Source organism: Rhizobium sp. Root483D2, assembly GCF_001426685.1.
GTDB lineage: Bacteria > Pseudomonadota > Alphaproteobacteria > Rhizobiales > Rhizobiaceae > Pararhizobium > Pararhizobium qamdonense.
Map to the genome: position 1 here is coordinate 248,188 of NZ_LMFB01000012.1, position 13,215 is coordinate 261,402.

Annotated in this window: 11 protein-coding genes; 6 read left to right on the plus strand and 5 right to left on the minus strand. The window is 60.1% G+C overall.

What is annotated here, in order from left to right; all coding sequences use genetic code 11:
* The first annotated feature begins 3 nt into the window (after positions 1-3).
* Both ASD32_RS10740 and ASD32_RS10745 read left to right on the plus strand, forming a co-directional pair.
* Complete coding sequence (locus ASD32_RS10740) at positions 4-1,014, plus strand: type II secretion system F family protein (protein ID WP_060638007.1); 1,011 nt, start codon at positions 4-6, stop codon at positions 1,012-1,014.
* Positions 1,015-1,026: 12 nt separating this feature from the next.
* On the plus strand, positions 1,027-2,001 hold the full coding sequence (locus ASD32_RS10745; RefSeq protein WP_060638008.1) for a type II secretion system F family protein: 975 nt from the start codon (positions 1,027-1,029) through the stop codon (positions 1,999-2,001).
* A gap of 188 nt (positions 2,002-2,189) precedes the next feature.
* Here ASD32_RS10745 and ASD32_RS10750 read toward each other — a convergent pair whose 3' ends face one another.
* The gene (locus ASD32_RS10750; RefSeq protein WP_060638009.1) at positions 2,190-3,011 is read right to left on the minus strand and encodes a tetratricopeptide repeat protein; all 822 of its coding nucleotides are present in this window, start codon (positions 3,009-3,011) and stop codon (positions 2,190-2,192) included.
* Between the two features lie 140 nt (positions 3,012-3,151).
* Between ASD32_RS10750 and ASD32_RS10755 the strand changes: the two genes are divergently transcribed.
* Positions 3,152-4,543 (plus strand): M17 family metallopeptidase, encoded by a 1,392-nt coding sequence (locus ASD32_RS10755; protein WP_060638010.1) that lies wholly within the window; start codon positions 3,152-3,154, stop codon positions 4,541-4,543.
* A gap of 79 nt (positions 4,544-4,622) precedes the next feature.
* On the opposite strand, the gene dnaA is transcribed toward ASD32_RS10755, so the two are convergent.
* The 3 genes from dnaA to mutM all read right to left on the minus strand — a co-directional run bounded on the left by dnaA (position 4,623) and on the right by mutM (position 8,524).
* Positions 4,623-6,074: a chromosomal replication initiator protein DnaA gene (gene dnaA / locus ASD32_RS10760; protein WP_060638168.1), complete on the minus strand. Its 1,452-nt coding sequence runs from the start codon at positions 6,072-6,074 to the stop codon at positions 4,623-4,625.
* Positions 6,075-7,163: 1,089 nt separating this feature from the next.
* Positions 7,164-7,430 (minus strand): 30S ribosomal protein S20, encoded by a 267-nt coding sequence (gene rpsT / locus ASD32_RS10765; protein WP_060638011.1) that lies wholly within the window; start codon positions 7,428-7,430, stop codon positions 7,164-7,166.
* A 203-nt stretch (positions 7,431-7,633) separates the two neighbouring features.
* Entirely contained in the window at positions 7,634-8,524 is an 891-nt protein-coding gene (gene mutM, locus ASD32_RS10770) for a bifunctional DNA-formamidopyrimidine glycosylase/DNA-(apurinic or apyrimidinic site) lyase (protein WP_060638012.1), read from the minus strand.
* A 188-nt stretch (positions 8,525-8,712) separates the two neighbouring features.
* Here mutM and ubiE point away from each other — a divergent pair, with 188 nt between their 5' ends.
* A complete protein-coding gene (ubiE, locus tag ASD32_RS10775; protein ID WP_060638013.1) occupies positions 8,713-9,489 on the plus strand; it encodes a bifunctional demethylmenaquinone methyltransferase/2-methoxy-6-polyprenyl-1,4-benzoquinol methylase UbiE in 777 nt (258 codons plus the stop codon).
* 62 nt (positions 9,490-9,551) lie between these two features.
* Positions 9,552-11,126 carry a 2-polyprenylphenol 6-hydroxylase gene (gene ubiB / locus ASD32_RS10780; RefSeq protein ID WP_060638014.1) on the plus strand — a complete coding sequence of 525 codons (1,575 nt, stop codon included), beginning with the start codon at positions 9,552-9,554 and terminating at the stop codon, positions 11,124-11,126.
* Between the two features lie 4 nt (positions 11,127-11,130).
* Here ubiB and ASD32_RS10785 read toward each other — a convergent pair whose 3' ends face one another.
* Positions 11,131-11,685 carry an iron transporter gene (locus ASD32_RS10785; protein WP_060638015.1) on the minus strand — a complete coding sequence of 185 codons (555 nt, stop codon included), beginning with the start codon at positions 11,683-11,685 and terminating at the stop codon, positions 11,131-11,133.
* 259 nt (positions 11,686-11,944) lie between these two features.
* Here ASD32_RS10785 and ASD32_RS10790 point away from each other — a divergent pair, with 259 nt between their 5' ends.
* The gene (locus ASD32_RS10790) at positions 11,945-13,207 is read left to right on the plus strand and encodes an efflux RND transporter periplasmic adaptor subunit (protein ID WP_060638016.1); all 1,263 of its coding nucleotides are present in this window, start codon (positions 11,945-11,947) and stop codon (positions 13,205-13,207) included.
* Positions 13,208-13,215: the final 8 nt, after the last annotated feature.

Consider the following 13,215-nt stretch of genomic DNA (forward strand, 5'->3'; position numbering starts at 1 on the left):
ATCATGTTCGGAATAGATATCACCATTCTGGCGATCGTTGGTCTTGTCGCGCTTTCGACGGCGGGCCTTGCCTATGGCATTCTGTTCACGCGCATCGAAACTGAAAAGAAAGCGGAAAGCCGCGTCCGCAAGGTCAAATCCGCCGAAACCGACAGGGTGCAGGTCAAGGCCGCCCGCGACCGCGTCAATGAAATGTCCAAACGCCGCAAATCCGTGCAGGATTCGCTGAAGGATCTCGAGAAGAAACAACAGGAAAAATCGGCCAAGGCGAAGCCGAGCATGAAAATCCGCCTGATCCAGGCCGGCTTCAAGATCTCGATGTCGCAGTTTTATATCGCCAGTGTGGTTTTCGGCGCAGTGGCCAGCTTCCTCGCCCTGATCGCCGGGATGGGTTTGCCTGTTATTGCCGGGATCTTTCTGATCGGCAGTGCCGGATTTCCGCGCTGGTTCATCAATTTCATGATCAAGCGGCGCGCTGCAGCGTTTCTAAGCGAATTTCCCAATGCGCTCGACATCATGGTCCGTTCGATCAAGTCGGGCCTGCCGCTGAACGACGCGATCCGGCTGATTGCCGGGGATGGCATGGAGCCGGTCAAGACGGAGTTCAAGCGCATTATCGAAGCACAGCAGGTTGGCCTGAATATTCCGGAAGCCTGTGCGCGCATGATCAACACCATGCCGCTGCCGGAGGTTAATTTCTTCGCCATCGTCATCGCCATCCAGGCGCAGGCCGGCGGCAATCTTTCGGAAGCCCTTGGCAATCTTTCCAAGGTGCTGCGTGAACGCAAGAAGATGAAGGCCAAGGTTCAAGCGCTCTCCATGGAAGCCAAGGCTTCGGCCTGCATCATCGGGGCGCTGCCGTTCATTGTCGCGTTCCTGGTCTACATGACCTCGCCGGATTACATGATGATCCTGTTCACGGATCCGCGTGGCCATCTGATCATGGGTTGTTCGTTGGTCTGGATGTCGATCGGCATCTGGGTCATGCGCAACATGATCACTTTCGACATTTAAAAAGGGTCCGGCATGATCAATACCCTGACAGATCCGAATATTATCGTCGCCTTCCTCGTGGCAGTGGCGGTCCTGGCGACATTCTATTCGCTCGCCGCGCCCTTTTTGGAGCGGGGCAATCTGGAAAAACGGATGAAATCCGTAGCGACGGAGCGGGAGATGATCCGGGCGCGCGAGCGCGTGCGTCTCAACGCCGAGGTCAGCGGCGGCAAGGGGTCGCTGCGAGCGCAGAACAACACGTCGGTCCGCCAGCTCGTCGACAAGCTGAACCTGCGCAAGGCGCTGGTCGATGAGAATACCGTCAATCGGCTGAAGTCGGCCGGATACCGGTCGCAAAACGCATTGAACATGTTTCTCGCGGCCCGCTTTTCGCTTCCCTTCCTGTTTCTGGCCGTTGGCGCATTCTATATTTTCGGTCTGGGCTATCTCGGTGACAAACCATTCTTCGTCCGGATTCTGGCGGTCATCTGCAGCGCCTATCTCGGTTTTTACGCGCCCAACATCTTCATTTCCAATGCCGTCACCAAACGCCAACAATCGATTCGCAGGGCGTGGCCGAACGCATTGGATTTGCTGCTGATCTGCGTGGAATCGGGTGTTTCGATGGAACTCGGCATGCGCCGCGTGGCCGATGAAATTGCCGAACAGTCGGCGCCGCTTGCGGAAGAGCTGGTGCTTACCACGGCGGAACTGTCGTTTCTGCCCGACCGGCGCGTCGCATTGGAAAATCTCGGCACCCGCACCGGGCTCGACGATGTCAAATCGGTCATGCAGGCGCTGATCCAGGCCGACCGCTATGGCACGCCGGTCGCACAGGCGCTCAGGGTGCTTGCCCAAGAAAGCCGCGACCAGCGCATGAACGAGGCGGAAAAGAAGGCTGCGGCCCTGCCGCCCAAGCTCACCGTGCCGATGATCCTGTTCTTCCTGCCGGTGCTGATCGCCGTCATCCTCGGCCCGGCCGGTATCCAGGTCTCCGACAAGTTCTGATCCGGTTATCGTTGAAAAGCACGGCAACGAGAGGTGCCACGCGCAGCGTCCGTGCTGTTTGTTTCAGCTGAGTGGGAAAGATGCGCACAGTTGCGCCATCACGCCGGGTTGCGATTTGAGACCAGAGGCTGCGTCATGCCACAGCGGTGACGCACACCGGTCTTCTGCCTTTTGGCAGCCGGCAGGGCTCAGTTCGTGCCCTTGTCGTCCTTGGCAAGTTTCTGCCAGGCGTTCTGCTGCGACATGATCGAGCGCAGATATTTGACATTGGCCTCGGCCTGATCCTGGGAAAGCTCCTGGCGGGCGATCTGTTCGGCCTCGGGGAAGCGTCCCTGCAGGCCGATGGCAAGCGCCAGGTTCTGGCGCACGCTGCTGTCGGCGCCGGGCTGACCGACGGCCGAGCGAAGATAGGTTTCCGCCGTCTTCAAATCCTTGTTCAAAAGATAGGACATGCCGAGATTGGACAGCACCGTCGGTTCGTTCGGTTGAATATCGAGCGCCTCGCGATAGCGCTGCCGGGCTTCGCCAGCGCGGCCGAGCTGATCGAGGATCGCGCCTTCCGCCGATTTCAGTTTCCAGTCTGGGCGGTCGGGGGTCTGGGCGCGGGTAATCGTGTTGAGAGCCTGCTCCAGCTGACCGGCTGCCGCCTGTGATTTTCCATAGGCCGCAAGAACTTCGCGGTCGGTCGGGAAACTGATTGCGACCTGCTGCATGACGGCGAGCGCCTGTTCGTTGCGGCCGGTCATGCGCAGCATGTTGGCATAGTTCAGACCGGCGGCGCGATCCTTCGGATTGCGCTCATAGGCCTTGCCGATGCTTTCGGCCGCTGCCGAGAGTTCGTTCGCGTTCATCGCCTGTACGGGCTTGGAAAAACTGGCGGAGGGAATGGAGCCTGTCGTCAGCTCCTTCTTCTGCGTGCCGCAGCTGGACAGCGTCACCGCAAGGATCACGATGGCGGTCCCCTGCAGGAACCGGTTGCTGGAAAAAGACCGTTGTCCGTGTGACTTCATCGCCAATGCCCCTCAGCATTTTACCAAGCACCGGACAAAATCCACAACAAATCGGCGCAATCTCCATTCCAGCAATAATCTGTTAACCCTAACAGAGCGTTAATCACCTGATTCTGCACCAGTCCCTGCGAAAGTTTTCCATGGCCCCCTATCAATTCATCGACCGTCCGTCGCCCTTCAATACCAGCGGCGGCAAGACCCTGCCGATCTTTGCGGTCACCCCGGCCCATATCGATATCGGTGCCATCGATCCGATCGCACTCGACTGGGCCCGCAAGGCAGGCTTCAAGGCGGAGGCGGGCGCCGTCCTCCTGATCCCCTCTGCAGATGGTCATCTCGGCGGCGCGCTGTTCGGGCTTGGCGCCAATCCCTCGGAATCACCGTTCCTGACGGGTAAGCTGGCGCGCACATTGCCGGCCGGCAAATGGCATATCGAGACCGCACCGCTGACGGCAAACCGGCTGGCGCTGGGGTATGGCCTCGGCTCCTACAGCTTTGGCCGTTACAAAACTTCGGGTAAGGAAGCGCCGACATTGATGATCCCGGCCGATGCCGATGCCGCCGATATCAAGCGGCAGCTGGCTGGCGTCTTTCTTGCCCGTGACCTGATCAACATGCCGACCAACGACATGGGGCCAAACGCGCTGGAGGAAGCCTTCCGTGCCTTCGGAGATCACTACAAGGCCAAGGTTTCCACCGTTTCCGGCGATGATCTGCTCAAGCAGAATTTCCCGTTGATCCATACCGTTGGCCGCGCCAGCGCCGAGGCGCCGCGCCTGCTCGAACTGCGCTGGGGCAAGAAAGGTCACCGCAAGGTTACGCTTGTCGGCAAGGGCGTCTGCTTCGATACCGGCGGTCTCGACATCAAGCCTGCTGCGTCCATGCTGTTGATGAAGAAGGATATGGGCGGCGCTGCCAATGTTATGGGGCTGGCCCTGATGATCATGGACGCCAAACTGAAAGTGGATCTGCGCGTGCTGGTGCCGGTGGTCGAAAACTCGATCTCGGCCAATGCCTTTCGCCCAGGCGATATCTACCGCAGCCGCAAGGGCCTGACGGTTCAGATCGACAACACCGATGCCGAGGGCAGGCTGATCCTTGCGGACGCCCTGGCTTTCGCAGATGAGGAAGAGACGGATCTGCTGATCGACATGGCGACGCTGACCGGGGCTGCCCGCGTCGCGCTCGGCCCCGACCTGCCGCCATTCTATACCGACGACGATGATCTAGCGCATGATCTGACGGAATCGAGCCTGACGGTCGATGATCCGATGTGGCGCATGCCGCTCTACAAGGGGTATGAGAAGGATATCGCAGCACGGATCGCCGACCTCACCAATGCCCCCTCGGGCGGTATGGCCGGGTCGATCACGGCGGCTCTGTTCCTGAAGCGCTTTGTCACCAACGCCAAGAGCTGGGCGCATTTCGACATTTTCGGCTGGGCGCCGACGGAGCGGCCGCATTCGCCGCTGGGTGGCGAAGCGCAGGCCATCCGGGCGCTCTATCATCTGATTGCAAACGGCAAGAAATAGGCCGGGCGCTCCTGAAGTGGACGTGCCCCCGTTCGTTCGAACAGGGGCATGTTTCAACATCATCGAAAGACAGTGGAGCCTACTCGTTGATCAGCCGCTTCAACAGCTCGATTTCATGCGACAGCTTGGTGTCGCCGGTGATCAGGTCCTCGATCTTGCGCACCGCGTGCAAGACCGTGGTGTGATCGCGCCCGCCAAAACGGCGGCCGATTTCCGGGAAGGAGCGCGGGGTCAGGGTCTTCGCCAGATACATGGCGATCTGGCGCGGCTTGACGATGACGCGGGTGCGGCGGTTCGACACCAGTTCCTGGCGCGACACGTTATAGTGCTTGGCAACCACGCGCTGAATGTCTTCGATACGCACCCGGCGCGGCTCGCCGGCGTTGACAAGATGGCCGAGCAGCTCATCGACGCGTTCGATCGACAATGTCGGCTCAAACGAGAGACGGAAGAGCAGCTGGTTGAAGGCGCCTTCGAGCTCGCGGCCGCTGGCCGTGATGTTGCGGGCGACATGGCTGAGGATATTGGCGGGAATGTCGAGCGAGGCATCGTCAAGACGCGCAACTTCGAGGCGGCGCTTGAGGATTTCAAGACGCATCTCGTAATCGGGGCCTTCCATCTCGATGGCGACGCCACCCTGCAGCCGCGAGCGGACACGGGGATCGAGCGATTCCAGTTCCCACGGCGCGCGGTCGGCAGCCACGACGACCTGCTTGGCGCTATCGAGCAACATGTTGAGCAGATGGCAGAATTCGTGCTGGATCGATTTCCCCTGCAGGAACTGCATGTCGTCGATCACCAGGAGATCGATATTGCGCAGGGTTTCCTTCAAGGATAGCGCGTCATTGTCACGGATGGCGGTTGCGAAACGCCACATGAAATATTCCGCCGTCAGATAGACGACGCGCGGTGCGCGTGCACTCTGGATCGCGGCGGTGGCAATCGCCTGCAAAAGATGGGTCTTGCCGAGACCGACCGTCGAATGAATGAAAAGCGGGTTGAACCGCACCGCGCCGGCACCGGCTTCGGCAATCGTCTTGGCTGCGGCAAGGGCGACGCGGTTGGAAGAGCCCTCGACAAAGCTTTCGAATGTATAGCGTGAATCCAGCGGCGAACCGAACAAAGGCCCTGCGACCGGCTGCGACTTCTGCAGATTGCCGACCGTCACGGCCGCATGCTGGCCGAGCGTCTGGGGCGCTGAGCGGCGTGACGACGCCGGTGCAGCCGCATCGCTCTGGCTTGCCTGGGGGGTATCTTCATGAAGGCCGGGCCGGGTGCTGCGCGTTGCGCTGCGCACCACGATCTCAACCTTCAGGATCTCAGCGTCTTCCTGCTGAAAGATGCTGGTGATCAGGTCGAGATAACGGTTGTTGATCCACGACTTCAAAAAGGTCGTGGGCACTGACAGCCTGACGACACTCTTGGAGACGGATTGCAGCTTCAGCCGGCCAAACCAGCTGGCAAACACATCAGGACCGACCTGAACCTTCAAACGCGCACTGACCCGCTCGAAAAGGGCGCTCTGTATCATGTCGCCCTTTTCCCCTGCCGTTGCGTCAGACTGTTTTACCGAAATCTGACGTGCATTCTCCCCATTCTCGAATACGATCGCCGCCGTCACCGAATTACCAAGCATATTGCCGCCTTCCAATATCATTCCGCGACGCCGCCATTGCTGCCGGCGTCAGCCTTTATGTCTGTCTCGTGCGGCCCTTTTTCAAAGGCATGCCGCCCAATTCAAACGCTCTCCTGACCGTCAAGTGGAACCCTCATCTTCCTCTCGTGGTCCGGTTTCGTGCAAAATCCATTCAGCAAAGCCAAACGCATGTCCCGCTTGCACATTTCATTCCATCGTCCAGTCAGGCCTCGCGTCCTTTCCAGCCGTTCATGTCAAACCGGCCGTCCCAACCCTCGTGACAAGAAGGGCAGGCCAGTTTGTCGATAGTGCGGCCTTGCCCGCATATCCGCCATGTCCACGCAACGCGTGAGCAATGGCGCAATGTGCATTGTCGAGCGCACCCGGCAATTCTCACTGTTCACAACCAGAAGTCGCAGAGTGTCATTCCGGGCAAAGATATTGCACAGCTGAAAACCGCCAGTTCTGATTGATGGAACGTTGTGGAACCACCCCGTTACAAAAGGCTTAGGTGAAATTTGTGCCGCCTGTTGAAGGGCTGCCTTTTCATCTTGTTCACAGGTCTGTCCTGCGCCTTCTGTGAGGGGCATTTAGGCAGGATCGTGGCACAAGATCAATCGCGAATTTTAGCAGTCCGGAAGGCCCGGCCGTTGACTCTCATAGCGTGTCCTGCATGGACGGGAGCCCTTCGCAAGAGAATCGCTTTTGAATCAAGGGCTTTGAATTTTGACCCGGATGTTAGCTGGCGAAAAACAAAAAAAATAAAAAATTTCTTGACTCGTTTAGAGCCCGGATGGGCCTTGCCAGGAGGCGGTTGAGTCTATGCCTCCTCCCGCAACCATTTGAATTTATTAGAAAATTATTGTCATTGCGGAGACATATTAATTTTTTTAAAGGAAGGGGCTTCAGTCTGCCGGAAGTCCGAATCTGAAAAGCCCGGTCATGGACCGGGCTAATTCATTGATGATATTTTAATAAGCCGGCTTAAGCCGAAAGCGAGTTGACGCGGCTTGCGAGACGCGAAACCTTGCGCGATGCCGTGTTGGCATGCAGCACGCCCTTGGTGGCTGCGCGCATCAGCTCCGGCTGGGCTGCCTTCAGGGCTGCCTGAGCGAGAACCTGGTCGCCGGAAGCGATGGCTTCCTCGACCTTGCGGATGAAGCCGCGAACGCGCGAACGGCGGGACTTGTTGACTTCCGTGCGGCGGGCGATCTTGCGGGTCGCTTTTTTCGCCGAAGTTGTATTGGCCATTTGGTGTCTCTCTTCGAAATCTGACAAAAACTCTCTACCGCCGTGCCGGGTCACTGCGACCTGTCGTCCAAGCAAGTAGGGAGCAATATCGGAAAACCTTGGAGCGGCTTTCCAAACTGTGGGCGGCATATAGCCTTAAACAACCCTCCCGTCAACGCGCTATTTTCGAAAACGCGGCTTGCGGGCATGCCCGGCAGTATCGGCTATTTCTGGCATTTCGGGCAATAGAAGGTGGAACGGCCCGCCTGCACGACGCGCGCGACCGTCCCGCCGCAGCCAGGCGTGCGGCAAGGCTCGCCTTCGCGATCATAGACGGAGAACGAATGCTGGAAATAGCCGAGCGTGCCATCCGTCTGGATATGGTCGCGCAGCGACGACCCGCCGGCAGCAATGGCATCGGCAATGACGGCCCGGATCGCCTCGGTCAAGAGCACGAGCATTGGTTTTGGCCTACCCTTGGCATCCACCAGCGTGCCGGCGGCGCGCAGCGGCGACAGGCCGGACCGCCACAGCGCCTCGCAGACATAGATATTGCCAAGGCCGGCAATGGTCTTCTGGTCGAGCAGCGCCGATTTCAAAGGCTGCGCCTTGCCTGAAAAACGGGCGGCCAGATAGGCGGCATCGAGCACATTGCCGGTCGGCTCCTCCCCAAGCCCGCGCAGGAAGACATTGCCGGAGAGCGTTTCACGCCGGGCAAGGTCCATGAAACCGAAACGGCGCGGGTCGTTATAGATGACGCGGACAGGGCCGTTTGCGCCTTCCAGGTGGAAGACCACATGATCATGCTTTTCGCTCTTACCGCGCGGATGGTGAAAATCGCCGGGTGTTGCGGATGCAGTGCCGTCCTCCACCCGGAACGATCCGGACATGCCGAGATGGGCGATGATCACGTCGCCGCCTTCAAGATCGATCAGGAGATATTTCGCCCGCCGGCCGAGCGAAGTGATCCGCTGTCCCGACACCAGCGCTGCAAAGCCGTCGGGGAAAGGGAAGCGCAGGTCCGGGCGGCGCAGTTCGGCTTTCACCAGAAGCGCACCTTCCATGGCGGGCGCAAGGCCGCGCCTGACCGTTTCCACCTCGGGAAGTTCCGGCATTCCTGTCTCCTCATCGTCAGCCAAAGGGCCGGGGCCATTTGGCAATTCCATTCGCAGCCCACATATCCTATAGCAAGCCGGTCCTGGACCGGCGCGAATGCCGCAGGCCGCAGCCTGCGGCAGAGATAGCGTGGATGAAGCGAATTCGCTATGGTCGGCGCAACAGCGATTGAACGGAGTAGATCTTGATGACGGGTGAGCGCACTTCTGCCGATGGCGGCATGGAAACCTCCTACGGGTTTCGCCAGGTTGGCCAGGGCGAGAAACAGGCGCTCGTCAACGACGTCTTCCACAAGGTCGCCAAGCGCTACGACATCATGAATGACGTCATGTCCATGGGGCTGCACCGCGCCTGGAAGGATGCGATGATCGCTTCGCTCAATCCGCGCCGATCCGAGGATTACAAGGTTCTCGACGTGGCCGGCGGCACCGGTGATATCGCCTTTCGCATTGTCGAGGCATCGGACCGCAAGGCGCATGCGACCGTGCTCGATATCAACGGTTCGATGCTCGGCGTCGGTGCCGAGCGCGCCGGAAAGAAGGGCCTGTCGCAAAATCTCACCTTCGTCGAGGCCAATGCCGAGGAGCTGCCGTTCGAGGCCAATTCCTTCGACGCCTATACGATCGCCTTCGGCATCCGCAATGTGCCGCGCATCGACGTGGCGCTTGGTGAAGCCTACCGCGTTTTAAAGCGCGGCGGCCGCCTGCTTGTCCTGGAATTCTCCGAGGTCGAAATGCCGCTGCTCGACAAGGTCTATGATGCCTGGTCGTTCAATGCGATCCCGAAATTCGGCCAGATGGTGACCGGCGATGCCGAGCCCTACCAGTATCTGGTGGAATCGATCCGCAAGTTCCCCAACCAGCGCGATTTCGCCGCCATGATCACCAAGGCCGGCTTTTCGCGCGTCACCTATACCAATTACACCGCCGGCATTGCCGCGCTGCATTCCGGCTGGAAGATCTGACGCATGATATCCATTTTCGTGAAGCGCTCTAAGGGGCTGCATCGGTGCGGCGGCAAGCCGCTATGAGCACGCCTGGAGCCTATCTTCGCCTCATCCGGATCGGCTGGGTTCTGGTGCGCGAGGGCGTCGTGTCGGCGCTGCCATCGGAAGACCTGCCGCCGCTTCCCAAAGCCGCGCAATCCGTCGCGGGTCTTTTTGCGCGCCGTCGCGCCAGGCAAGAAGACCGCAGCGACCGGCTGGCCCGCGCGATCGAGCGGCTCGGCCCCTCCTACGTAAAGATCGGCCAGTTCCTGGCCACCCGCCCGGATGTGGTCGGCGCCGAATTTGCCGAGGATCTGTCCTTCCTGCAGGATCGCATGGCGACGTTTCCGGTTGCCGAAGCACGCGCCGCCGTCGAGGCCTCGCTCGGCCGTCCGGTTGCCGAACTCTACACCCATTTCGGCGACCCGATCGCCGCTGCTTCGATTGCGCAGGTCCATCCCGCAATGGTGCTGAAGGACGGCGTCGAGCAGAAGGTTGCCGTGAAGGTCATCCGCCCCGGCGTTCGCCAGCGTTTTGCCCATGATCTGGAGGCCATGTTCCTCGTTGCCAGGCTGCAGGAGCGTTTCCTGCCCCATAGCCGCCGCCTGCGGCCGGTCGAGGTGACGAAGACACTGGAGCAGACCACCAAGATCGAGATGGATCTGAGGCTTGAGGCCGCAGCTTTGTCCGAGCTCGGCGAGAACGCCGCAGATGATCCGGGCTTCCGGGTGCCGAAGGTCGATTGGGAACGCACCGGCCGCGATGTGGTGACCATGGAGTGGATCGACGGCACCAAGATGTCGGATGTCGAGGGCCTGCGCGCCGCCGGCCACGATCTCGATGCGCTGGCCGATACGCTGATCCAGTCGTTCCTGCGCCACACCCTTCGCGACGGCTTCTTCCATGCCGACATGCACCAGGGCAATCTGTTCGTCGATCAAAACGGTATGATCGTCGCCGTCGATTTCGGCATTGTCGGCCGTCTCGGCAAGAAGGAGCGCCGCTTCCTTGCCGAAATCCTCTATGGCTTCATCACCCGTGATTACCGCCGCGTCGCCGATGTACATTTCGAGGCGGGCTATGTGCCCTCCCACCACGATGTCGCAAGCTTTGCCCAGGCGATCCGCGCCATCGGCGAGCCGATCCACGGCCAGCCGGCCGAAACCATCTCCATGGCCAAGCTTTTGACGCTGCTGTTCGAGGTCACCGAACTCTTTGACATGGAGACAAGGCCCGAACTGGTGATGCTGCAAAAGACCATGGTCGTTGTCGAAGGTGTTGCCCGCACGCTCAATCCGCGCTTCAACATGTGGAAGGCGTCCGAGCCAGTGGTCGGCGCCTGGATCCGCGATAATCTCGGTCCCAAACGTATTCTCGGAGACGTCAAGGAGGCCCTTCATGCCGCCGTCAGGCTGGCAGAAGCAGCACCGGAGATTGCCGCCAAGACCGAGAAGTTTTCGCGTGAAATCACCGCCATGGCCGAAAACGGCATGCGCTTCGATGCCCAGACTGCCGAAGCCATCGGCCGGGCCGAGGCGCGTCACAGCCGCTCCGGCCGTGCAGCGCTTTGGGTGATCGCGGTGACGCTGATCGTGATTGCCTGGCGGATGTTTTAAGCGGCTATTCCTTGCCCGATTTGATCATGATGTCGCGGAATTCCACCTCCACGGTGTCGGCGTAGCGCAGCCCGTTGGTCTTGTCGTGGCGCATGAAGGCGGGCGGCTTGATGGTCACGGTCAGCGTATATTTGCCGTCGCCGGGAACCTTGATGTTGCGGCCATAATGGTAAAGCCCCGGGTGCCAGAGAAACGGCACCTCGAAAGGCCCGATCTTGCGGCCACCATCTGCAGGTTTCAGGCTCGCCTTGATCTTCAAATAGGGGATGAAGCGGTGATCGCCGGCATCGCTGACCGAAATCTCGATATGGCAATTCTCCGTGTCCGGCTCCGTCCATTCGAGTTCGCCTTCGCTTTTGAGCATATACATGCCCTCGGCCCGCTCCTGGGCATAGCCGACGATATAGTCGCCGGCCCGCTGCGTGCCGCCGCTGTCGGCCACCTCTTCGGCCATGTAGCGCAGGGATGCCTGGTAGGCGTCGCCCTCGGCGCGCGCCATGTCGAGTTGCTTGCGGTCGGCTTCGTCGCTGGGTTTGGTCGGTGGGGTTCGCGTGCGCATGGATAGGGCTCCGGCGTTTGTTGGATGCACGGAAACGTCGAACTTGCCGCTGAGGTTCCAAAACCAGGGGCATCGCTGTCAAGTGAGGGGTGCACGTCAACTGCCGCGTTGTTTTCAGTTTAAGTGGAAACATTGTGAAACGAAAAACGGGAAAGATTACAGAGATTTCATGATGTTGGACTTCATTATGGCGTAGTTTCAATCTACCTGTCGCGGATACGAAGACCGCGACCCCCGATTGAAGCCGAAAGAGATGTGAATGGCGGATGCCACCCGGAAAATTGCCCCTGCGGTTGAAGAGCAGACCGCTGCTGCCGCGCCTCAGCCGGTGCCTGCCCGCAGCAGGCGCCGCCGGATGCGCAAGCGCTGGCTGATTCTTCCGGTTCTGGTTCTCGGAGCGGCTGCCTGGTATGGCTGGTCTGTCTATGGCAAGCAGGAAGCAGCCACCGCCGCCGTCACGGAAATGCCGGTGCGCGGCGATATCGAAAACAGCGTCACCGCATCCGGACTTTTGAGCCCCATCAAGGATGTCGATGTCGGCGCCCAGGTTTCAGGCCAGCTGAAAAGCCTCAAGGTCGAGATCGGCGATAGCGTCAAGGAAGGCCAGCTGATCGCCGAGATCGACAGCGCCTCCATCGAAACGCAGATCGAAATAGCCGAGGCCGAGCTTGCCAATCTCGAAGCGCAGATGATCGACAAATCGGCGCAGGTGGTTCTGGCCAGTGCCAACCTGACGCGCCAGCGCGCGCTTGTGGCAGGCAACAGCGCCGCCCAGTCGGCGCTCGACGAGGCGGTGGCGGCCCTTGCTGCAGCGGAAGCCAATGTGGATTCGCTGAAAGCCCAGGTCCGCAAGCAGGAGGCAACGCTCAAGGATGCCCGCATCAGCCTTGGCTATACCAAGATCTATGCGCCGCTGACGGGAACGATCATCAATACCTCGGCTAAGGAAGGCCAGACGCTGAATTCCAACCAGACGGCGCCGACCATCGTCACCATCGGCAATCTCTCGACCATGACGGTCGAAGCGCAAGTGTCTGAGGCCGATGTCGGCAAGCTGAAACTGGGCATGAACGCCTATTTCACCCTGCTCGGCCAGCCGGGCAAGCGCTATCCCGGCACCTTGCGCCAGATCAAGCCGACGCCTGCGACCGAAAACAATGTCGTGCTCTATTACGCCCTGTTCGACGTGCCCAATCCCGATGGGACGCTGATGATGAACATGACGGCGCAGGTCTTCTTCGTCGAATCCTCGGCAAAGGACGTGCTGACCGTGCCGGTTGCGGCCGTTCATTTCGGCCGCGACCGCGCCTCCGGGGAGGTCACGGTCGTCACCGCCTCCGGCGCCCGTGAAACCCGCAAGGTCGAAACCGGCATCCGCAACCGGGTGCGGGTCGAGATCAAGCAAGGTCTTGACGAGAAGGACACGATCGTCGTTAGCCAAGGCTCCGGGGATGGCGGGTCCGGTGACAGAGCTACATCCAGCCGGGGTAATTCGCGGCGCGGCATGCCGCCGATGTTCTAAGGACGCAC

Excerpts from the sequence above, each read along its gene's own strand:
- ASD32_RS10740 (WP_060638007.1), top strand. The coding sequence starts at position 4 with ATGTTCGGAATAGATATCACCATTCTGGCGATCGTTGGTCTTGTCGCG.
- ASD32_RS10745 (WP_060638008.1), top strand. The coding sequence starts at position 1,027 with ATGATCAATACCCTGACAGATCCGAATATTATCGTCGCCTTCCTCGTG.
- ASD32_RS10750 (WP_060638009.1), bottom strand. The coding sequence starts at position 3,011 with ATGAAGTCACACGGACAACGGTCTTTTTCCAGCAACCGGTTCCTGCAG.
- ASD32_RS10755 (WP_060638010.1), top strand. The coding sequence starts at position 3,152 with ATGGCCCCCTATCAATTCATCGACCGTCCGTCGCCCTTCAATACCAGC.
- dnaA (WP_060638168.1), bottom strand. The coding sequence starts at position 6,074 with ATGATACAGAGCGCCCTTTTCGAGCGGGTCAGTGCGCGTTTGAAGGTT.
- rpsT (WP_060638011.1), bottom strand. The coding sequence starts at position 7,430 with ATGGCCAATACAACTTCGGCGAAAAAAGCGACCCGCAAGATCGCCCGC.
- mutM (WP_060638012.1), bottom strand. The coding sequence starts at position 8,524 with ATGCCGGAACTTCCCGAGGTGGAAACGGTCAGGCGCGGCCTTGCGCCC.
- ubiE (WP_060638013.1), top strand. The coding sequence starts at position 8,713 with ATGACGGGTGAGCGCACTTCTGCCGATGGCGGCATGGAAACCTCCTAC.
- ubiB (WP_060638014.1), top strand. The coding sequence starts at position 9,552 with ATGAGCACGCCTGGAGCCTATCTTCGCCTCATCCGGATCGGCTGGGTT.
- ASD32_RS10785 (WP_060638015.1), bottom strand. The coding sequence starts at position 11,685 with ATGCGCACGCGAACCCCACCGACCAAACCCAGCGACGAAGCCGACCGC.
- ASD32_RS10790 (WP_060638016.1), top strand. The coding sequence starts at position 11,945 with ATGGCGGATGCCACCCGGAAAATTGCCCCTGCGGTTGAAGAGCAGACC.